Source organism: Vibrio sp. HENC-03 (genome assembly GCF_000305755.2).
Taxonomy (GTDB): Bacteria; Pseudomonadota; Gammaproteobacteria; order Enterobacterales; family Vibrionaceae; genus Vibrio; species Vibrio owensii.
The window spans coordinates 320,104-342,680 of sequence record NZ_JH976064.1; the positions used below are offsets into that span (position 1 = coordinate 320,104).

Annotated in this window: 16 protein-coding genes; 9 read left to right on the forward strand and 7 right to left on the reverse strand. The window is 42.1% G+C overall.

What is annotated here, in order from left to right:
- The first annotated feature begins 57 nt into the window (after positions 1-57).
- From VCHENC03_RS0125365 to VCHENC03_RS21725, 3 genes are all read left to right on the forward strand, one after another.
- Positions 58-972: a hypothetical protein gene (locus VCHENC03_RS0125365; protein WP_232310313.1), complete on the forward strand. Its 915-nt coding sequence runs from the start codon at positions 58-60 to the stop codon at positions 970-972.
- A gap of 339 nt (positions 973-1,311) precedes the next feature.
- The gene (gapS6a, locus tag VCHENC03_RS21730; RefSeq protein WP_009704679.1) at positions 1,312-1,644 is read left to right on the forward strand and encodes a GapS6a family protein; all 333 of its coding nucleotides are present in this window, start codon (positions 1,312-1,314) and stop codon (positions 1,642-1,644) included.
- Positions 1,645-1,656: 12 nt separating this feature from the next.
- Positions 1,657-4,932 (forward strand): tetratricopeptide repeat protein, encoded by a 3,276-nt coding sequence (locus VCHENC03_RS21725; protein ID WP_009704680.1) that lies wholly within the window; start codon positions 1,657-1,659, stop codon positions 4,930-4,932.
- Positions 4,933-5,076: 144 nt separating this feature from the next.
- On the opposite strand, the gene VCHENC03_RS21720 is transcribed toward VCHENC03_RS21725, so the two are convergent.
- Positions 5,077-7,251 carry a hypothetical protein gene (locus tag VCHENC03_RS21720; protein WP_009704681.1) on the reverse strand — a complete coding sequence of 725 codons (2,175 nt, stop codon included), beginning with the start codon at positions 7,249-7,251 and terminating at the stop codon, positions 5,077-5,079.
- 717 nt (positions 7,252-7,968) lie between these two features.
- Here VCHENC03_RS21720 and modF point away from each other — a divergent pair.
- Positions 7,969-9,417 (forward strand): molybdate ABC transporter ATP-binding protein ModF, encoded by a 1,449-nt coding sequence (modF, locus tag VCHENC03_RS21715; protein ID WP_009704682.1) that lies wholly within the window; start codon positions 7,969-7,971, stop codon positions 9,415-9,417.
- A 4-nt stretch (positions 9,418-9,421) separates the two neighbouring features.
- Here modF and VCHENC03_RS21710 read toward each other — a convergent pair whose 3' ends face one another.
- Positions 9,422-10,888, reverse strand: coding sequence for an EAL domain-containing protein (locus tag VCHENC03_RS21710; RefSeq protein WP_009704683.1), 1,467 nt, complete (start codon positions 10,886-10,888; stop codon positions 9,422-9,424).
- Between the two features lie 447 nt (positions 10,889-11,335).
- On the opposite strand from VCHENC03_RS21710, the gene VCHENC03_RS21705 reads away from it, so the two are divergent.
- From VCHENC03_RS21705 to VCHENC03_RS21695, 3 genes are all read left to right on the forward strand, one after another.
- Positions 11,336-12,070, forward strand: a complete 735-nt coding sequence (locus VCHENC03_RS21705) for an IclR family transcriptional regulator (RefSeq protein WP_005442559.1) — start codon at positions 11,336-11,338, stop codon at positions 12,068-12,070.
- 6 nt (positions 12,071-12,076) lie between these two features.
- Positions 12,077-12,916, forward strand: coding sequence for an arginase (locus tag VCHENC03_RS21700; protein ID WP_009704684.1), 840 nt, complete (start codon positions 12,077-12,079; stop codon positions 12,914-12,916).
- Between the two features lie 327 nt (positions 12,917-13,243).
- The gene (locus VCHENC03_RS21695) at positions 13,244-16,216 is read left to right on the forward strand and encodes a DUF6701 domain-containing protein (RefSeq protein WP_032802075.1); all 2,973 of its coding nucleotides are present in this window, start codon (positions 13,244-13,246) and stop codon (positions 16,214-16,216) included.
- A gap of 60 nt (positions 16,217-16,276) precedes the next feature.
- Here VCHENC03_RS21695 and VCHENC03_RS21690 read toward each other — a convergent pair whose 3' ends face one another.
- Positions 16,277-17,569 (reverse strand): DEAD/DEAH box helicase, encoded by a 1,293-nt coding sequence (locus VCHENC03_RS21690; RefSeq protein WP_009704686.1) that lies wholly within the window; start codon positions 17,567-17,569, stop codon positions 16,277-16,279.
- A 289-nt stretch (positions 17,570-17,858) separates the two neighbouring features.
- On the opposite strand from VCHENC03_RS21690, the gene VCHENC03_RS0125370 reads away from it, so the two are divergent.
- On the forward strand, positions 17,859-18,101 hold the full coding sequence (locus VCHENC03_RS0125370) for a hypothetical protein (RefSeq protein WP_032802076.1): 243 nt from the start codon (positions 17,859-17,861) through the stop codon (positions 18,099-18,101).
- 209 nt (positions 18,102-18,310) lie between these two features.
- Positions 18,311-18,574, forward strand: coding sequence for a hypothetical protein (locus VCHENC03_RS21685; RefSeq protein WP_009704687.1), 264 nt, complete (start codon positions 18,311-18,313; stop codon positions 18,572-18,574).
- A gap of 78 nt (positions 18,575-18,652) precedes the next feature.
- Here VCHENC03_RS21685 and VCHENC03_RS21680 read toward each other — a convergent pair whose 3' ends face one another.
- From VCHENC03_RS21680 to pcp, 4 genes are all read right to left on the reverse strand, one after another.
- A complete protein-coding gene (locus VCHENC03_RS21680; protein WP_009704688.1) occupies positions 18,653-20,269 on the reverse strand; it encodes a sensor domain-containing diguanylate cyclase in 1,617 nt (538 codons plus the stop codon).
- A 165-nt stretch (positions 20,270-20,434) separates the two neighbouring features.
- The gene (locus tag VCHENC03_RS21675; RefSeq protein ID WP_009704689.1) at positions 20,435-21,421 is read right to left on the reverse strand and encodes a CobW family GTP-binding protein; all 987 of its coding nucleotides are present in this window, start codon (positions 21,419-21,421) and stop codon (positions 20,435-20,437) included.
- A 64-nt stretch (positions 21,422-21,485) separates the two neighbouring features.
- Positions 21,486-21,749: a hypothetical protein gene (locus tag VCHENC03_RS21670; protein WP_009704690.1), complete on the reverse strand. Its 264-nt coding sequence runs from the start codon at positions 21,747-21,749 to the stop codon at positions 21,486-21,488.
- Positions 21,750-21,925: 176 nt separating this feature from the next.
- Entirely contained in the window at positions 21,926-22,564 is a 639-nt protein-coding gene (gene pcp / locus VCHENC03_RS21665; protein WP_009704691.1) for a pyroglutamyl-peptidase I, read from the reverse strand.
- Positions 22,565-22,577 lie beyond the last annotated feature (13 nt).

Sequence of the window (22,577 nt, forward strand, 5' to 3'; positions counted from 1 at the left end):
TAACTAACTTACTGTACTAACTAACCTGAAAATAATAACTAAAACATAGGTAAAACAATGGCTAGACCAAAATCGTATACCGATGACGATGTCATCAAAATTGCTACTCAGTTGATCAGCAAGGGAAAGAAACCTTCAGGCTGGCATATAAAGGAAGTTCTTGGTCGAGGGAAAATTTCCACGATTAAGGCAGACTTAGATCGGCTGATACAAAATGGACATATCTCGGTTGAAGCCCTTAATGCGCAAGACTATAAAGAGTGTGAAGCTACCCGTGCTTTTCTGTCATATGATCTTCCAGTGGAGTTGCAGGAACTTTTAGCTAAGCGGGAGGAAGAGCTTTGTAAAGTAATGCGTGATATGACGACTGCTTTGAATAACAAGGCGCACGAGCATTATGAAACCATGATGGCTATTCGTGTCAGAGATCTCGATGCAAAATACAACCTAACGTATCAAGCAAAAGAGCAAGCTGAAGCTGACTTTACTGATATTGAAGAACGTCTACAAAAGCAAGTTGAAGAGAAAGAACACCTTGAAGACAAGATTGAAGAGCTAGAGTGTGATTTGGCTGAGTCAAAACAAAATAATTCTGAGTTACTACAGCACAACCTTCACCTTACGAATAACTTGAGCGCAGCGGCAGAGAAATACGAGGCGCTTCAAGGTACACACCAAGACCTGAATGGGCAGCTTTCAGCACTACAAAACGATCATACTGCTGTAGCAATAAAACTGGAGTTCGCGATAAACGAAAACGAAAGCCTTCAATCACGCGTTGATGAGCTAACTGTTGGGTATGAGAAAGCAAAAGAGCAATTAGCTGAAGCTAGAGCAAAGCTAACTGCCTACCAGGACGCATTACGTGCGTCAGAAAGGAAGCGTGATGTAGAGATAAGTGAAGATGATTGTAATGCTAAAGTTGATGATTCATCAGACAATAATCAGCTTCCAGACCTGGATGTTGTTTGATCTGACAGGTCGCTCCAACACGAAAATGCCCAAATGTATTTGAGGAACGGTTCGCAAAGTACGGTTCGGGTTTTACGAACTAAGAAGCTTTTGCCCCTAAATGATTTAGAGAGAAAGCCCACAGCTATGGGGGCAGTGTATCTCCCTCCTAGAAAAACAACTAAATTAGATGAATCCAAGAGTTTCGTCGTTTTGTGTTGTATAACTTCTTACCATGTTTACCTAACGACTGTTTAAAAATTGAGGGTTCACTAATGATTGGACATAATAACCCCATGAAAAACATTATCTTTTCTGATATAAGAGAATAACCGTTTTCGCGTTAATTAAGGGATATATATGGACTTTTTAACAAGCACTTTGCTGTCGGGTGTGCTGTATGACGGCTTTAAAAAAGGAGCCGCAATAACATCTGATTTTTTGAAGGAAAAGCTACAGGGGTGGCTTATTGATGATGCGCTGTTGGAAAAGTTAACAGAGAAAGTTAATGCTCTTGAATTACAGGACTATGGTGAACACGTAATTGAGCGTAAGTTGAGCGAGTCAGGGGAATTACAAGAGATTTTAAAACTTATTAAACCTGATCAAAATACCAATATTGGTTCAGTGACTCAGAATCATAGTGGTTCAGGTGACAACGTTGTAGGAAACAAAACTGTTTACCATAAATAGGTAGGTTGTGTGATGGTGAATCAAGAGCATAGTGGTTTGGGCGATAATGTGGCGGGTAACAAATACGAAAGTATAATTCGTAGCGTTCAAGCTAGAGACCTTATGGGTGTGACAGAGAGCATCATGCGTGATGTTTGTTATAGAGATTTAGATAAGGCTCATGAAAAGCTGAATGTTCTCTTCGGAATAAGTGCCCTAGAAGCCGATGTCCAATTGTTACTGAAAGCTTTGAGAGTAAAGGTTGAACTCACCAATGCTCTGGAATCACCATCAAAAAATGAGCTCGTAATGCTGCTGGGTCAAGGAACTCTCCCCGATGGCGTTCGAGAAGTTGTTACTTCGATTTTAATTGATTTGGAGTCTAGAGCTTATGAAAGCTTAGCTAGAGACAGATACTCTGATTTGCCAGTTAGTGGAGTGTACACAAAAGAAGTTTTCTACGAACGTTTAGCATCCAAGGAAGAGCTCAATGATAGTTACCGAGCTGCGAAAGTTTATGATTTGTCCGAGCAGGAACTGACAGGTTTAGTTCGTGGTGCTGTCAGGGTTGAAGATTTCGTATGGGCCTTTGAATTGGTTCAACGTTTACATGAGTATTTTCCATCAAGTAATTCAGCAACACTTTTGCTTTATACAGAAGCTTGTCTACTCGCGACCCAAAACCAGCAAAAGTACTACGTATCCCTGAGTAAACATGAGAAAAATGATGTAGATAGACTTGTAAATCAACTGTTAATTAGTATCGCTGATTCAGACGATAATAGGCACCTTGCCACCCTAATAAACTTACTTAGCGTGACTCATTTTTCTGACAATCGGTTGTTTGAGCAGGGTAAGTTGCACCTTGATAAGATTCGGAAAATGAGCCCAGTGTGTGCAGAATACATCGAGCAGCTTTCTGATGGTGGAAGTGGCGTAGAAACTAAATTTGAATTAGTTTCTGACTCATTAGATTTAGAACAATTCGCACGCTTAGATTTTGCCCTTCAAAACGATCATATTAAGGTTAATACGGTAAACAAATGGGTGGATCGTGGTGGAGCAGTTCATACAGGAGATGACTATGTTAACTCTTTCTTTGATTTGTACTTGAGAGCCTCAGTTTGCTCAAGTGCTAATAAGAAAGCAGTGCAGCTTTTGGATGAGAGGGCGCAGCGCTTTTTTGAGCTAGACGCAGAGAGGTTTCTTCGAGTTAACCCGCACGCAATGTTACGGCTATGCGAAAAATTTATTGAGCTGGGGTTGCCTCTAAACGCAGTTAAGTATTTGGCACCTTTTCTATCTGGCGAGGCTTGGGTGTCCCCTGTTTTCCAATGTTATCTTGATGCTCTATTTGAAAGTGAGAAATTTGACTTGTTCCTATCCAAAATTAGGCACTTGGAACCTAGTGATAAAACCACATCAATTCATTTGAGAGAAGCTCAAATATATGAGCGACTGAACCAGTATGATTTATCTATAGAATCAACTAGATCTGCAATTAAGATCTCACCGAATTACCCTTACTCATGGCATCTATTGTTACATGTGTCCAGAGCAAAAGGACTCAATAAACAAGAGCTAAGTGACATTGTCTTCGAGATACCTGAGGTCATTTTCTCAAGTTACGATGAATCTAAAGTGCCGTTGGTTAATGAAATTGCGACCCATGTAGACATTAATCTTGCAGACAGAGTTCTTGTTGACTGGTTTGCCCAGAGCCCAGATAAAGTAGCAACAGCTCTAACGCAAATTCATCTCAATTCCTTACGCAATCGTCCAGAGGTAACTAACAACCCATACATACCACTACATTGTTGTGATGGTGTTACATATAGCGATGGGTTTGAAACATTTACAAGACTTCTTGTGCGTGATGTTGATTGCACTCATCCATTATTGCTCGATATTGAATCACCGTTAGGGCAAACACTTAATGAGATGCAAGAAGGAACCACCTCAGGTGTTTATACAATGCTTGAGCGCTTGCCTTCTTATGTTGCTGCTTATAGGCATGCCGCAGATATACGTCATAAAGGAAACGACGGCACAGATGCTTTTAGGATGTTCACTATTCCTTCTAACGAAGGAGAAATGATTCCTTACGTTGAAAATATTTTGAGGCGATATTCTTCCGAAGAAAAAAGAAGGGATGAGGTTTTACAGAACCCTAACGTACCTTTGATGATGAGAGGTCATTTTACCGACAAGGGAAACCCTGTTCGGGGAGCTATAATGCACCTTTCATCAAGTGAGTCCACTCAGTACATGAAACTGTTTAATGGCGGTGAAGAGCAGTTTGATAAAGTTATTGTTGATGTATACACAGCGGTCTATCTAGCTCTCATGGGGCTTGCAACGAGCATTGTTAATCTCAATCTTAAAATAGTTTTATGCCAGCAAACGAAAAAGGCTCTAGAGTCTTGGATTGAGGACATTCTAAGAGATGATTACATGTCTATGGGGGTCTCTGAGAAAGGGATGTATAGAATTACATCTGAAGATATTCAAAGAGACTGCTTGGATTTGATTCAAGGGCTTAAAACACTACTTGAATGTGCTCAGGTAGAGGCTTTAAAACCTGCTGACACACCAGATCTTTTGGTGAAAATGAGAGATATGGTAGATGACACAGTTTATTCTACCTTCCAACTTTCAGTTGCTAATGATATCCCGTTACTTTGTATCGATCATTTAATGATTGAGCTGGCACATCGTTCAGGGTGTCCTGCTGCTAATATGAACTCTTTTGTTGAAAGAGCTCTTAAGTCGTTGTCATTTAAGGAAAGAAAGAAAAGTATTCAATACAATTTGTTCTCTGGTACTCCAGCTTCAATCCTGTATCAGGATATTATGGAACTCAGTTGCTCATCAGAACCTTCAGATACCTACTTGGTGTTTAAGTTAATGGAGAAATATGGTGAGGCTATTGATGGAACTGGCGCACCATTGAAGTTCTTAACCGATATTGTAAGGAACGTAACAGCAGTAGCGTATATTGATCGCACGATTTTAAGTGGCGGTAGGACAATCAACCCTCAATATGATGGGTATGCAGAGCATGTTTTTAACTCTTGTTGTCGTGTTGCAATGAAGACTCTTACTGGCGATACAGTAGAGCAAAGATTTGCGACACTGATTTTTAGCGTTGTAAACACACCTAGCCGAGTCCGTAAATATGCTCAGTTGATCTCTTATCTTGCTTCAGAGTTTGCCTTGGGGCATTTCTTGGATTTTGACGCATGCAATAAAGCTTTGGCTTCGTGCCAGATGAACTCGGAAGAAAAAAAGAGAACAGAAGAGACCTAGCTTAAATTGCTGAATTGTTATCTATGCAACATTTCCTTTTATGAACCAAAGACTTATTACCATGAGGTAATGTTTTATGGGTGCTAAAGCAGCACCCATTAAGAAAGTCAATTGATCGCATCTTGGTCAAAAATTTTACTTTCCTTACTCTTGACCGTTTACTAACTCTTGTATGTCAGAATACAACTGATACAAGCTATGAGCGGACATATCCAAGATTGGTTCATACATGAATGAGTTCAAATGAATGTTCTCTGGAGTCATCAAGTTAACTTGATCAAGCAAACTAATGGTGTCTTGCTCAGCTTGGTGTAGCTCAATGAACTTGTCGTAAAGTGCACGAGTTTGGTTCGAACTAATCCCCTCAACAAAAGCTGGATCGGCTATTCTTGTGATCATAAAGTGCTCAGCTTGTAACCTGATAGCCATAGCCAAAATAACTTTACATTCAAGCTCGGGTGATTCTTGAGGGTCAGCTACAAGCGCATCACTATGCTCTAAGATCTTATCAAACACCAACGACTCACTATTTGGCAACTCTAGTGCAGGCTGATCAACGAAGATCTCACGATACATCGCTTGCATATCGCTAACTTTGATGTCTTTAGTATCTGCTTTTAGGTGCAAAAGAGATGTCAAACTGCTGTAGTGATCTTCATGACCACAATACTCTGCAAGATTTCGAGCAAATGGGATACTAGCTAACAGGTAAGCTTCATTTGTAGCTAAGCTTTGCTTCCAGGCATTAAATACATCTTTTTGATATTTTTCTGGCTTTAGGGCAATTTCCGTTGATGATTTTGTTGCCATATGACGATTCTGACGTTTCGCACCGAGTCGACTACTCACAATTCGATGAAAATCGAAGTTGTGAGTAAGCAATAGCAAGCTGAAATGAGCCACTTTTGCAATATCACGGAGATACTCAACAATGGCATACTTGTTCTTGTAGTCAAAAGAATCGGCAATATCATCGATCACAACCAAGAGTGGCTGAATATTGTTTCGTTTCACTTCAATTTCAAAAAGTACGTTAAGGATATAAAGTGCACGCTTTTCGCCTTGACTCAAAGCGTCTACCAAACTTGATTGACTAACGACCTCTGACTCACCTCGTCCGTCATCAAATTCGAACTTTATAGCTGGAGCAGCGTTATTTAAAATCACCTCATCCTGATTTTCTACGCTAAGTTTAAATGGAACCTTGAAGCGTTTATTGAAAGTATCAACGACGGTTTCCCAAGTTGTTTTTTGTTGCTGTGCTTGATAGACAATATTCGCCACCAGTTCCTGATTAGACTTGTATGTTGCAACTAAGTCATCCCAAGCAGATTGGTTAGATTGTAAGTACCCGATTAGAACTTTTCTTTTAAACTCATCAACATCGGTAAATTCACCTAGCAAATCTTGATGTTCTGAAATTAGATCTCGAAAAGCTTGAGTTTCTTTGTTTTTCAACTTGCTATCAACACGGCTAAACTTTTCTTTTAATTCGGGATTTTGTAGTACTTTATCTTGCTCGGATTGTAGTAAGTCATTTAGCTCTTTTTTTGAAGACACCTCTTGCTTAGAACCATCGACTGAAATATTGACGCTGTGCGAAGCATTGAAGAAGCCGTTATCTGTTAAACTTTTTGAAACAACATCAGCCTTTTGGTGATTAAAAGTTTTGGATAAAACTGTAGAGTTTTCAATCAACTTGTCATAGGTGTCGACATAGTCTGCAAGGTCTTTGCTTAAGTCTTCTGAGGCAATTAGCTGGAGAGCTTTTGGATTAAACAAAGTATCGTACTTATATTCTCCATATTGGGTATAGTCAGGGTTTGTCTGCTCAGAAAGTGTCACAAGTAACCCTAAAAGTTCTTTTTGAGGAACCGCAAAAGCTTCATTGAATAGACTCGGGACATCTCGTTTCCCCGACTTTTTAGCAACTCCGCTTATGAGAGTTGAACGTTTACCATCAACTTCCTTTAGAGCAGTGTCATATTGTTGTTTCAGCTCCTCGTTAACCAATAAAGTTGAAAGTTGTTGAGAGCTATAGCTTTCATTATAAGAGTCAATCACCATCACTTGGCTTGAAGCTATATCGGTACCATCAATTTTAATATTTCTTACCGTTGTACGACTTGGAAAGATAAGATCCTTTGTATCCTTGTTTTCTTCCACATCCTTAAAGGTCTTAGCTAGCGAAGTTTTTAACGTTCCGTTTGGGGCGTAGAGCGAATTGATGCCATCGTTAGTAGCTGACTTTGTAAAGTCTAACTCTTTAGATAGTTGGTTGATGCCATAACAGTTAGCCAAATCAAGCTGAAGTTTCATGAATGATCCTCAATTTATCAGTTACTACTGAACATTTATTGCGGTGTCTTTAATACGAGATATGTAGCATATTGCCATGTAATGCCCTTTATAACCACAATAAAAGTAAGAGAAAATTATTGCCTCAAAGGAATATGGTGCTATCCGTCTTTAGAAGGCATGCTTCTTCATAGTGATTGCCTTTTCCATAGAAAGATCTCTGGTTTATTTGCTTTTTTAGGATCATTTTGGTTAGATATGTATCTAACAAATGGCTAAGTCGACTTTTGATAACTTAATACAAGTCACTGTAAAATAAGCATTTTAATCTTGCGGATATAGCTTTCAAATCCCTATCTCTCCGCCACATTCCAGTAAAGAGCCCGCTAAGAGATTAGCGGGCTTTTTCGTATTTCAGTGCTTTAAAGGGATTAGCCCAAATCCCTCCTTGAATGCAAGCCCAGACTAGGCATCCCCGAACTCCCCACATTTAAAAAGCTCGTTGAGAAATCAACGGGCTTTCGTCGTTTTGAATCTTGTAAAATATAGAACTGCTTGTTCCCTAGTGGTTTGCTCCCCCACTACATACTCTTCCCTTTCACCTTCTTCTAGATTTACTGACCAACTCCGCACTTATCGCAATCGACGAAAAAATCCGCACATCAATTCGTTCTATGCAGACTCAAGACTTGTTATAACTAAGAGCAAGATAACAATAAATCATGGAAGACAGACACAATGCCGATTCAATTTCATCAGCTTACTGCAAAGGAAAACACTTCTACTCTCTCTATCGACGATTGGCAGATTGAAGCCCGACAGTCATGGGGTATTTTTAGCTCTGAGGGCGATATTGGCTCGATGCTTGGTGACTTATTGTGTGGAGAAATTAAGCCTGAATCCGGTCAACTGAACATCGAGGGTTGCCATATTGCTCAGGTCTCCCTTTCCGAACAACAACGATTGTTGGAACTGGAGATAGAAAAGGATGATACCGATTTTCTTGACCGTATTGACCAAGGTAGTTCCGTTTACCAGTTAATTTTTGAAGTCTGCCAAGATGAAGCCTTCACACAGACTCTGATTGAAGACCTCGACCTTTCACACTTAACTGAAAGCGGCTTTCGAGTGCTTTCTACCGGCGAAACACGACGCGTTATGCTTGCCCGAGCCCTTGCGACCAAGCCTGATCTCGTTCTGCTAGATAATCCGTTCACTGGTTTAGATGTCGCTCACCGCGCGTCATTGGCGACTTACCTTCAAACACTCTCACAATCAGTACAAATGCTGATTACCTTCTCTCGCGAATCTGACATGCCTGACTGGATAGAGCGCATTGCGCTGTTTAATGGTGGCAAACTCGATAGCACCATGGACAAGCAAAGTTGGGATAAACACCCTATCATCGCACAGATAAAATCCCAGTCAGAAAAACAAAGCGAAGAGATGATGACGTTGATTCGTCAGCATCAACATTCAACGCACTTCGATAATCCAATCTTTGAGCTAAAAAACGGGAAGGTGGAATACACCGAGAAGACCATTTTTACTGACTTAAACTGGCGTATCGATAAAGGTCAACACTGGCAAGTGAAAGGACCAAATGGTTGCGGGAAAAGCACGTTGTTAGGACTGATATTTGGCGATCATCCACAGTGTTATAGTAACGACATCCATATCTTTGGTAAAAAACGCGGCACTGGCGAGACCATTTGGGAAATCAAACAACATATTGGTATGGTTTCTTCGGCATTACACCTCCAATATCGCGTCAATTGCAGCGCTCTAGAGGTGATCTTATCTGGATTTTATGACTCAATTGGTCTGTATTCCCAACCAAGTAAAAAAGAAATAAACGTCGCGAAAGAATGGCTGACGATTCTCCACATGGAGCAATACGAGAAAACCTCTTTTAAACAACTTGAGTACGGGCAACAACGTTTACTACTGATTGCACGAGCCATTGTAAAACAACCGACGCTGTTGATTTTGGATGAACCATACCAAGGCTTGGATTACTTGGGACGAGCGCTGGTGAAAAACACGCTAGAGCTGATTGCCAAAGAGAACCTAAGCCAGCTTCTTTATGTTTCTCACTATCAAGAAGATGGCTTGGATAGCATTCAGAACTATCTTGAGTTTAAGTTCGACGATCAAACACAGTGCTATAAAGGTTACATCGATTAACGCCCTATTTACTGCCGGCCACTTCCGCGTATGGGAGTGGTTTGGCATACAAATACCCTTGATGCAGTTTCACGCCGAGCATATTTAAATGTGCTGCCTGCTCTTGGGTTTCTACACCTTCGGCAATTAAATCGACTCGTAAATCCCCTGCTAGACGCACAATCGCATTTAATACCGTAGAGTTCACGCTCTCAATGCCAATTGTGTCTATGAAGCATTTATCTATCTTCAGATAATCGACCTTCATGTGTTGAAGCACCGCTAGTGCAGTCTGCCCTGTACCAAAGTCATCAATGAGCACTTGAATACCATGTAACCTTAACGCTGCAATATGGTTCCGTGCGTTGCCATCAATCAATTGCCTTTCGGTAATCTCAATGCTGAGGTCAACGTTATACGCTTTCAACTTGCGATGAATCGTTTCAATTTTTCTTATTATATGAGAACCCCTGAAATAGCCAGGCGGGATATTCACACCGAGATGAATCGGGTGATCAAACTTTTCTTTTGAGAAATCCTCACAAGCTCTATCCAAGACAAAGTCGGTAAGCAATTCAACCAAGCCGCTCTCTTCTGCCGCAGGTACAAATTCATCAGGAGAGATAAAACCACGCAGTTTATGCGGCCAGCGGATCAAGGCTTCATAACCAAACGTTTTTCCCGTACTGGTATCCACTTGAGGTTGGTAATACAAGACTAGCTCTCGTTTCTTCAATGCTTTTCTAAGTTCGGAAACAAGACTCCGCTGAGGATCGATGAAACGATTAATAATGAAGATCAAAAGATAGAACGCTAACAAGATAGGAATCGCAGAAACGATATAAGAAAAACGTTTTTGCTCTACATAAACATCACTGGCTTCGACCAAAGCTTCATAATCAAACAACTGGGATTTCGCCATAGAAATAGCGTTCTCACCCTTTTGAGAAGCATCGACAGGTGCAGATGCATTGCCAACAAACATCGCAGAGCGCTTAAGGCGCACATCATTGCGGTATCCTATTGTCGCGCCAAAATAGTCTCGATCTACGATGGTGATGGCTTGATAATTTGGATGTTTTTCACTTTGCGTGACAAGAAATAGAACTTGGTCGGCATAACCTTGAATGTGCCCAAGCGAAAGCTGACCTTTGCGGTAGAGATTCACATAATCATTTAACGGGCGAGAAATCTCCCCCAGTTTAGACGAGCAAGTAATGGTATCGCCTTTTACAATTAGCATCTCATCAATGTCACGCTCGAACATAAGGCTTTGTTGCAAAGCCTCACAGCGATCTGGATTAATCAACGCCGTTCTATTCTCAGTTTCAATTTGAGAGAGGATCTCGTCAGCAACTTGCAGGTTTTTATCAAGAATATGATCTAGATTTCGCTGGACGCTTTGATGTGCTAAATAGAACACCTCCGCGGCGATAAGAGGTAACGGAAGCAAGTATATGATGGCTTTTTTTAAAAGCTCTTTATTTATCATCTAGAAGTTATCTCTAATCTTTCAGAACAAGGAAGAAGAAAGCCATTAATACTTACCCATCAACCACTTAAAAGCACTCCAGGGTAAGCAAAGGCACTAATGAACGCCACAGATTGAGTATGGTTAACAAGCTACAAAGGTGCAAACATAACAATGAGTTATTGATACATGGCTCATTTCAGAGACAGAGTGTATCAACATTCTTGCTTTCATAGAGATAAGTGAAGAGAAATTCACACAAAATTTGCCTATCTCCCCTCTTCCCAACTCGTTCATAGAGGCATGGATACCTTGTCAGTCAGATTCCCGTTGGCACCCAACTCAGGCAAAAAACATTAATAGGCTATTTTCTCACTATATGAGAATATCCATTTCTAATTATTTTCCTTTTCTCAGCTATTAAGAATTATAGTTGTTGCCTACCCATTATCACGTTACAACACGCTCATGACGACAAACAAAGCCAACGCTAATCAGGTAAACGAAAAGGCGCTGCAATTGCTAATGCAAGTCGCAGTTAGTCAGTTCCCAGTCTCTGCGAAAACGCTCAGTGAACAACTGAATGTACCTTTGAGCAGTCTTTATAGACACTTGAAGCTACTTAAAGAGTGGAACCTGATTGAAGAAAGCGTACACGACAAAACATTTGTAGTTGGTCCTGCCGCCCTGCTGTTAATGCACAGCTATGAAACCGCTCAGCACGGTTTAGATATGGTGGAAACCATCCTTGCTCGTTTGGTTCAACAAACGGGTGAGATGGCGGCTTATATGGTGCCATCTGGTTATCGTGCGCTTTGTGTCAGACAAAAAGAGAGTATGCAGGCGCTTCGATGCAGCTACGTCCAGGGTCAAAGTCAACCATTGCTTCGTGGCGCCTCATCTAAGGTGATGCTGGCTTTCATGCCTCAAAGCCGTTGCGAAAAAATCTTGCGTCATTTTGGGCAAGATCATCGTCTCAGCGAGTGGGAACAAGAGCTCAGCACCATCCGTAAGAACGGATACGCTGTTAGTACATCAGAAATTGATCCTGGTGTATCTGGCATCAGCGCACCAGTCATGAAAGGAAGTAAGTTGATTGGTGCAGTCTCTGTGATGGCTCCGGCCCACCGAGTCGAAAAGGATAAGCAGCGTATCATTTTGCATGTGTTGCAGGCAGCGAGGGCGTTGCCGCCAGAAAGGTAATTCACCATGTTGAGCTTTTTCAAACGTTACAAACTTCATCGAGCTAGTAAACCTATCCACCACTACCCTTTTTCTTTTATGACGGTATGTGAGCATTTAGCCCCGATGAGCCATGGAACGTTTGAATTAGCTGACCAGAGTTTAGAAAATGCCAGTGATTGGCTTTACCAACAACATGATCAGGTCTCTGCCGCTAACCTTGGCCATTTTTCTCATCACCAAATCGATAATGGTGACTTTCAAGAAGCCCTGAGCTTATCTTTGTCACGCCATTCTATTCCGGTTGTTCTATCAAATTGCACTGAAGCTATTCTGTCGATGTTACCGGTCGTTGTTTGTGATAACGATGAAATAGGTATCATCAATATTGGCCATAAAATAAACCTCAATGCAACACTGGAGCCGCGAATTGGCTCCGCCTTCCACTTTGCCTTGTCTCGTTACCAAAATGTCCGTCTATTTTTCGCAGGTGTGAGCGAACAAGAAACCAAGCAAGAAGCATGGGAATACGCCGAAGACCAAGGTTGTGATTGGGTAACAGACCGAGAGTTTACTTTCCGCTACCGCAATCATCTTAAGCAGCATGTGGGCAACTATCTTGATCATTGCGATCAAATCGTCATGTCGATTGATTTAGCGTCACTATTAACGAAAAACAATTTAGACGGCACGCCTGCGTTGGATATTCAGATGGTACTTCGTACCATTCGGCTGTGTTTGGTTTCAGGAAAGATAAAAGCGATTCAGTTAGTCGGTGATCGAGATCGCCTGATTTACTCAAAGCAAACCAAAGCGATTCTTGAAGAGTTGTACCAAATGGCGCCGTTGATTGACCATGCCGCTTAGTCAGCTTTATAGAGATAGAGCCATCATCCGATTTGGCTTTATCTCTAACCTTTAGCTACCACCTCTAACATCACCCTTTCTTATTATTTTCTAACAATTTATTCCCTCAAAAGTGCGACACACTTCAGCCTCAAAGCTTGAACTAAGATCACATTCAAGCTTTAATACCTGACATATGAACTTGGTATGACATACGAATAAAAAAACACCTCAGTTCAATAAGTAAGCGACACATAAAATCAAAATAAGAACGCTTATGCCTTTTCTGTGAGTACTTTACTCACTCTCGCTTGGTGCCATTAAGTTCCACTAGATTTAGGATACTTGATGATGCGCTTTATTAGCCTTTTAGGTACAGCACTTCTCTTCCCAGTTTATGGTCAAGCAAAAATTTACGACCTAGCTGACATCACAAGCTTAAATGAGATTTGTTATCAGAGCTCATTTACTAAAACAGGCCGAACACTTTACTGCCCCACCAGTATATTGTTACCTCATGGTTCAAGCATCGTTTCGTCATTACCCGGCGCTTCCCATTCGATATTGGAGTCCTTCAGCAGCATTACTCTATTAGGTAACAACACAATTGGCAGCCCAGAAAAAAAAATCAATCTACGATCTTTATCTGTAGGTGTTAATTCTCAAAATAACCTTGGGGATAACGCCGAGTATTCACTGATCTACGGAAGTATAGACTCGCAATATTCGGTTGTTCTGGAAAACACTCTCATTGACGGAATGGTCGATTCTGTCGGGGGCATGGTAACTACTGTTGGCGACTTTAACGTTATAAACGGTAAAGTATCAGGTAACAGTACTGTCACACTAAACAACACAAACGTCTGTGGTGATGTCGAGGCCATAGGGCATGAAATCTCAGTCAATGCGAGTTCAAACTTTATAGTTGGCAATATTAACTCGCACAGTATTATTGAACTTTCTGGAGCTGATGTTTATGGAACAATTCATTCTCAAGGTGAAAGTGGACTATTTGATTTAGGTTCAAGCTCAATATTTGCGAAAAAAGAAGCCATCAGTTCATTCCATGCGACCAGTATTCAAAATGGTACTATCTGCGGCACGATAAACGCCCACGAAGAGAACATTCGAAACGTTGATCGTTATTGCGGCATATCAGAACCCAATTGTTCTTACGTTACGCCTTCGAGAGCATGCCCCGTGCCCGATGTTATTCCTATTTGTACAATTGAAAGGCCATCAGAAGATGACTTCGATCTTGTTGTCACACCAACAGAAGACATGGCGTTGATGTGTGGTGATGAGTTGCCTCAGTTTACTGTAACCACAACCAACAATGGTGAAGTCACCAGTGCTCAGGTATTAGCCTCCCTCTCCCACCCGGACTTATTCACACTGGAGATGGTTGAAGGAAAACAGAAAATTGATGATTCTAACTTCATCTCAAAAGACGACGGTACACTGATAGTCAAAGTCGTTCCTAACAACATTGATGCTATCGCTCTCGATGCAAACTATACCCTCACCTTTACCATGGTGGATGACACAAACAAAATGCAGACGGTACAGTTTATGTTTACGCCATACATGTTCGAAGCTTATGCAGAAGATCTGAGCTCACTTGATGAAATCCATGTTGTTGCTGGTAAATCAAAAACCGTGAACACACGTTTATTGGCTTGTGCTGCAACGGGTGAACAGATTATTGCGACAAATTACGACGGAACGCCCCAAGCCACCCATCCTCTCATCAAACCTGTAGGCGGCAGTGAAGGAAACTTCAGTTACTCTGCGGAGTTCAAAGACGGCCTCTCTAGCCATGGTTTAATTACCAATGAATCAGGTCTGTTCTCCGTCAGGCTCTCCGATACGTTCGAATGTACAGGTTTTCAGGAGTGTCCAGATGAAGGTTCGGTAGAGGTTGTAGGTACATTTAATGTGAAGTCACGACCTTGGACGCTAGCCATCTGTGATGGTTCAATAGCACTGGCCTCCGGCACTTCCGAAAGTGGACCGGGCTTTATTGCTGCTGGCGAATATTTCTCTCTCACAGTGAAACCGATCGTCTGGCAAAGTGGCGGTTCATTAACTGGAGAAGTTAATACAGAAAGCTACTGCAGTGCCGACGTCACCCATAACTTCATGTTGGAAGATGCCCCAGCAGCCAGTATCGTTTTAAGCAGTAAGCAAAAAACTCCCACTGAAACCGCAAGTCAGACGAGGAAGTTATTGGAGAGTAGTTCATCACTCACTCGTAGCCATACCGAAAGCGAGAACTCTCAATACACATTCTCTAACTTATACTGGGAAGAAGTAGGTAGCTTGAAGATCAAAGCGAAATTAGATAGTCAATATTTAGATATGACCGTCAACACCGGCTATCGAAATGTTGGCCGCTTTTACGCTAAATACTTCAAGGCGCGTGAAGCCAAATGGACATACCCAACAAAGCAAGACTTCATTTACATGAATCAGCCATTTGAGCGCGTAAGTTATGACGTGGTCGCTCTTAATGCAAAGAAAGAAGATATTCAGAACTACGTGCATTTCAATGCCAACCTTCGTGAACATTTTCATTTAGGTGAACTTAGTAACTACGTTGACCGCTTTATTCCACCAGTTGCTCACTCAGTCGAATGGAACTTGGTCGGAGACGCTAGCGTTGGCAGTTTCACTATCGAAAAAGCCGCAGTAAATCCGAGTTGCGACAATAGCCCTTGCTGGGAAAAAGATGCAACAGATGGGAAATACCCTGACGGTCCATTCAACAAAGATTCGAAATCAACACAGAGTGAAATCGGCCTGATTCACACAAATGTCGTCGACGAAATACACTTCTTTGATGAAAGGCATATCCTAGAACAGCAACCAGATGTCCGTTTTGGCAGACTCAACTTTAAAGACGTTGGTGGTAATCAAGGCATGACAATCAAAGTTCCGCTGGACGTCGAAGTATGGCAAGACGGTCGCTTCGTGACCCACTTTGAGGACAGTGCAACCACAGCCAATGGGCAGCATCATACGCGCACGCCAATTTGGTCTAATTCTCCTGCTGATAACACTTTATTATCCGGAGAAGGCACCATGCTTGCGGGCAGAACCTACGATATCGTTGCTAGCCAAGTCGATTCAGCACGAGAGCAAGTTCGCTTCCATTTAGACTTGAGCAGCGCAGGCAATAATTTACCTTGGCTCAAGTACAATTGGGATAAGAGTGACGCGGACGAAGATAACCCACCGACAGTAGTCACGTTCGGAATTCATCGTGGGAATGACCGCATTATTTATCGCGGAGAACCCAACTTTATTGGGATGAATTAAAAGCTTATCAGCACAAACAAAAACGCCCCTCTCGTGAGGGGCGTTTTTATAATTTGTTCGTTACTTAGTTGAACGACGCGCTTTCAAGCGTTTAACCATGGCTAGGCGACGCTCCGCAGAACCTTGATCTGTTGCCGATTGGTTCGGGTTGTTACGACGACCTTGACGGTTCTTGAAAGCTGGTTTTGAGTTTAGCTTTTCAATGTAAGATTCACGTTGCTTTGGTTCATAGCCCGCTAGTTCAATACGACGGATGTGTTGTTGAATTAGGTTTTCAACCTGCACTACCGTTAATTCTTCTTCACGGTTAACAAACGAAACGGCATGACCTTGTTTACCAGCACGGCCCGTACGACCGATGCGGTGAACGTAGTCTTCTGCGAGGAATGGCATGTCGTAGTTCACTACGTGTGGTAGATCTTCTATATCCAAGCCACGCGCAGCGACGTCTGTTGCAACCATCACGCGTACTTTGCCTGTTTTGAACTCTTCAAGAGCACGACGGCGAGCACTTTGCGCACGGTCACCGTGACACACGACCGCTTTAATGCCATCGAGTTTCAACTCTTTTACTACGTCGTTTGCGGTTTCTTTGTAGTTCACAAACACCAGTACCTGTTTCCAGTTTTTACGGCCAATAAGTTCAGATAACAGCTCTGTTTTACGTTCTTGATCAACTGGGTAAAGTACGTGAGCAACGGTTTGCGCTGTTGTGTTTGCACGCTCGACTTCGATACGCTTTGGCTTACGTAGAATATCTCTTGCTAGTACGTTCAATTGGGTAGAGGTTGTCGCAGAGAACATCATGATCTGTGGATCGGTATCCACGTCTAGCATGATTTTACGAACGGCATTGATAAAGCCCATATCCAAGATTCGGTCAGCTTCATCAAATACAAGAAATTCAATGTTTGCTACTGAAACGTTACCTTGTTCAATGTGCTCTTCTAGACGCCCTGGTGTTGCAACCAGAATATCTACACCGTTTTCAAGAGCAGAAATCTGAGAAGACATTTTACGACCACCAAAGATCGCCGCAACTGAGAGGTTCGTGTACTTAGTGTATGCTTTGATATTATCTGCGATTTGCTCTGCTAATTCACGAGTCGGAGCCATGATAAGTGCACGCGCTGTCTTGCGAGAAGCATTACGGCCACTATCCAACAAACGTTGAATCATTGGCAAAGAGAAGGCCGCGGTTTTACCCGTACCTGTTTGTGCAGTAGCGAAAATATCATGACCTCGACGAGCCATTGGAATCGCCTTCTGTTGGATTGGCGTTAACTTCTCATAACCGCATTCTGCCAGTGCTTTAACCACTTCTGGCGCAAAACCTTGAGATGAAAATGACATTGAGCGTATTCCTTAAACAAACCACTAGATAGCTTTGAAAATTTAGCCGTGCACTATACCCGAATTCAAGTGATTTATCTCACTTTTTCTGCTTCACATCCTTTAGATATTCACTTCTTTTGAACTTCTAAATTAATCAATAGCCCATCCCTTATTCATAAATTAGCATTTTATAAAATCTTTTTTCATAATGCCTACCACTTGATAAATATCAAACTAGTTGTACATTTAAAGACATACACTGCGCGCAATTTAATCACTAACTCATATATCTTACGAGAAAGAAACCATGAAATATTATCTATTAGCTCTCGCTGTTTTTTCATTGAATACTTACAGTGCAACTGTTCCACTAACTTGGTCTGGCGTTGTGCCTTCAATTGGACAAGCCCCGGCTAATGTTGAATTACAAAAAGATAAGGTGAACTTTGTTCTGTATAACGAACACATTGAATTATCAGCAAAAAATTTCGATAAGGAACAGATTATAGTTATGGAGTTAGGCATTCCGACGTTATCACTAGATCTATAATTTTCTGCCAAGGATTGGCTACTTTCCCTTCTGCTACTCGCATCTATCCGACTATTAACACATAAGTCTTTAACTTTCTCTCGTTCCCTGTCGCCTCAAATACACACGCCCATTACCAGTTACTTACCTCTAACTGATATCAAATTTATCACTTAAGGATTTTTGTTTTCAGCCGATGTAGAATCGTAAGACAAACAAGGAGAGTTATCATGAACAAAAAACTTTTAGCCGCAGTGCTAATGAGCCTTTCAATGAATGTGACCGCCGCAGGTATAGCATTAAACTGGTCTGGACAAGTTAAATCGGTTGCTACATCCCCTACTAACGTTGAAGTTAAATCTGGTTATATTGATTATGACCTCGACCAAAGTCATGTCCGAGAGAACTTGGAACTAAATAATCCTAAATCAATGGAGAAAGATCAGCTGATCGTCTTCGAATCAATGGTACCGATGTTATCTCTGGCACTTTAAACATGAGCACAGAGTCTGTGCCGAACACCGAAGGCGTATAAACCTTTCCCATACTTCATACGCCTTCTCATTCTGGCTTCAAATAAAGAAGTATTGATTTCTACCCGCCTTCTTCGCCTCGTACATTGCCGTGTCTGCCTGATGCATTAACTCTTCTAGAGTGCAATCTTGCCCTTTTGTGTAACAGCCGCCAATCGAGGTTGTCACTTGATGGAAGGTATCAGGTAACACTTCAATTGGATCTTGAATCAATTGAATCAAAGACGCCGCATAGTGCTCTGGGTTTTGCATATGCTCTTGAGAACTCAACAAGATAGCGAACTCATCACCGCCCAAGCGTGCTAGTAACGCTTTGCTTCCAAATATACGATTCATGACAGATGCGACATGTTCTAAGGTTTTGTCGCCTGCGGCATGCCCATATTCATCATTGATGAACTTGAAGCCATCAAGATCAAGATAGACCAAACAAACCTTCTTCCCAGTTTTAACACTCTGCGATATGGTTTCTGTCGCACCAGCTTGAAACGCTGCTCGGTTCAAAAGCCCCGTTAGACTGTCATGATGAGCCAAATGATGAATGCGTTGGTTGTCTATAAATGCGCGAAGCTGAAAACGCGCTATAAAGTAAGCCAGAATAATGCTCATAACCACGCCAACTTGCATTAGCCATTTTCGCTCGTATTGCGAACTGGCAATTTCTTTCCTTTCACTGAAATCGACGTAAGAAACCAACTTCCATGCTGTCGAGCTGTTCTCGCTGACGTGATAATCCTGAAAGCAGTATGGATTTATGCGGTCTACGGCACCAACAGACTCAATCGTCATAATACCTTTATCAGTTTCAATCTGCCCTGACAGCGTATTACGAATTTGTTCCGCCAAATCTGGAAATCTATTGTAGATCGTCTCATCACTTCGATGATCGTACATAAACGCAAATTCAGTATCGCGATGTTCTTTGTTAAACAAGAAGTAGCCGTCTTTATTGAGCAGCATGTAGTTGGTGCCCATATCAAGATTAAACAGCGCCATACCTTCCATAAGGTACTTCGCAAGATAGTTAACCATAACGATCCCGCGCTTTTTCCCCTCCTCATCGAAAACAGGTGTGGCCAGACGAATCATAGGCTTAAGCGGTACTTCAATCTGACCATGCTCGACGTTCAGATCTAAAGGCGATACGTAGATTTTTCGACAACCTAACTGCAATGCTTTATTGAAGTAATAACGGTGACGTTTATTTTGTAGCTGCTCTTCGGGTACAACCTGAGAATGTCCGTCATTAAAGTTGATACGAACCACCTCATTGCCCTCCAAGTCCAAGTAACGAAGTTGGTCATACACTTCTTTTCTTTGGCTAACGGCCTCCAAGATTGTGCTCAATCGCGCTAGTTCGACATCCCTTTTAGCTTCAGGAAGCAGCTCAACCATGTTATACACTTGTCTTGCTTCCATAATGTCGGAGAGCAAAGCGGTTTCTCTTACAACAGAGCCCATCACCCACTCAATGTATTGTTTCTTGCCCTCTAGAAGCGCTTTTTGTTGAACACGAATATTGCTCTTCTCTGCTTCTTCTGACGCGGATTTGTCGTAATGGATAATGGCACCAAATACGGTGACAAGCAGAAAGAAAATCGCGACAAAACGCAAACAAAAGAACTTCAATTCAGAGAAAGTAAAGGTAGGATTCAAGTGGTCTCCGGTTTCTTGTTGTATGAGAAAAGCCGGCGATTATAGTGATACAAATCACATATATATAGATTTGACACGATGATAGTTTTCTATCGTCTCAACAATGAAAATTTATAGAAAAAGGCCCAAGCATCTGCTCGGGCCTTGTTAGATATTCATTCGTGCTTATTCAGCAATGCCACAAAGTTTGAGTAGGATCGCTTCCAACTGATCCCAAGGCATCAATTGTGAGTCAATCACTTCGATGCGAGATTCAAACCCTTCTAGGCTCATCTGATTTACAGATACGATGCCGTTCGCAACATTGAATGCGTAGCAGCCTTGGTCTGTATTCATTACGGCTTTGATACGCTCTGCCGTAAGGTCAGACAGCATTGAGAACAGTTGATCGAAGTTGAAGGTGTATTCTGCACCGAACAACCAACCACAGCTAAAGTAGCCCTGCCCTTTGTTCTCTTTACGGATAAAGGCTTCACCTGGAGGTAATTGGAATTGTGGCTCTTGATGCGCATGGTCGTGATGATGAGCTTCAATGTGGGAAGATGCACTGCCGTGTACGCGTTCGATGTCCAACACTTCAATTGGTAGGTCACCATCATGAATCAGTTTGCTGAACACTTTAGAAGGCGTTTGATCGGTTACCCAGTCGTTGAATACGTCGATGTCATGGCTGGTACACAGGTCAACCTTACTACCAATAACCACATCGGCGCTGTCTAATTGATCAACGAAGTTCTTGTTTGAAAGATACTTTTCGTCACTTAGGTTACGTGGATCCACCAGCGCGATCGTTGCTTTAAGATCAACATAAGGCAGATATTGCTCAGACGTTAATGTCGCAACCACTTGCTTTGGGTGTCCCAACCCCGTTGGCTCGATAAGAAGACGATCTGGATTTTGACGTAGCAAAGCAGTGATACCGACAGACATAGGAACGCCCGCTGTACAACACATGCAACCACCCGGAACTTCTTTAATCATCGCTCCTTGGTCAGTCATCATCGCCCCATCGATACCTATCTCACCAAACTCATTCACTAATACAGCCCAGTTTTCGTTTTCTGGTTTGTTTTTCAGTAAGTTCAGAATAGTTGTGGTTTTACCGACGCCCAGAAATCCCGTCAGTATGTTGGTAGGTACTCGATGTGACATGCTTTTCTCCGACAAGCTTGTGCTTTAAATGCTTTGCCAAAGTATACGGAGAATGTGACATGCTTCAACGCTTTTTATCGCGAGGGTCTAAGCCTTTATGCAGTGCTTTCGCTTTGGTTTGTTGTGATTGTTGGTAATAACCAAACGCATCCGCATTTTTAACACCAGAGAGGTGCATGCTGGTATGAATCACGCAAGTAAAGAATGCGACAATCGCAACGAGGATCGGTAGTAGTCCGAGGGTGTTTTCGAATTTTAGAGCGGCAATAGCCAAAGCGAAAACAACCGCAGAGGAAAGGGCAATGATCTTACTTCTATTGCTTTTCATGATAGTTCGCCTTTTTTATTGAACGAGAGTTCGAAGTGAATACATGTAACTTTTCACTTTACAGCTCGATGCTACTCCTTTCATAACACACAAAATTTGAGCGACTTAACAGATACAAAAACACCGAGCTTGATGGTGCTCGGTGTTCATCTAAGGATTTAAATTTGGCTTGTGTATCAACAAATTTGGCCTGCGGTGACTGCGATGTCAGATTCGTTATCAATCGCAACTTGAGCCAAGAGTGCTAACCCTTCGACAATGACATCTAACGACATGGTTGGCTGGTTGCCTGAAGCATCTTGTTCTGGCAAAAGAGGAATATGCACAAAGCCGTGACGTACCGATTTATCACGCAAGTAATGTTGGACACCATAAAACAGGTGATTGCATACAAACGTCCCTGCCGTATTTGATACTTGGCATGGAATGCTCGCGTTCTGTAAAGCGTTTGCCATCGCCTTGATGGGCAGCGTTGTAAAGTAAGCGTCTGGGCCATCTTGAACCACTGGCTCATCGATTGGTTGATGACCGCCATTATCAGGAATACGGAAGTCGTCTACATTGATTGCCACTCGTTCTGGTGTAATCGCAGCTCGTCCCGCAGCCTGCCCTACTGTGATGACAATGTCTGGTTGGTATTGCTCGATAGCCTTAACCACGGTGTCAATGGATTCATAACGGGTTACTGGCACTTGGCAAATCACCACTTCACCACCGTTGAGCTTTTTGCCTTCTAATCGTTTTACCGCTTCTAATGCAGGGTTAACTGACTCGCCATCAAATGGCTCAAAACCGGTGATTAACACTTTCTTCATCAATGTGACTCTT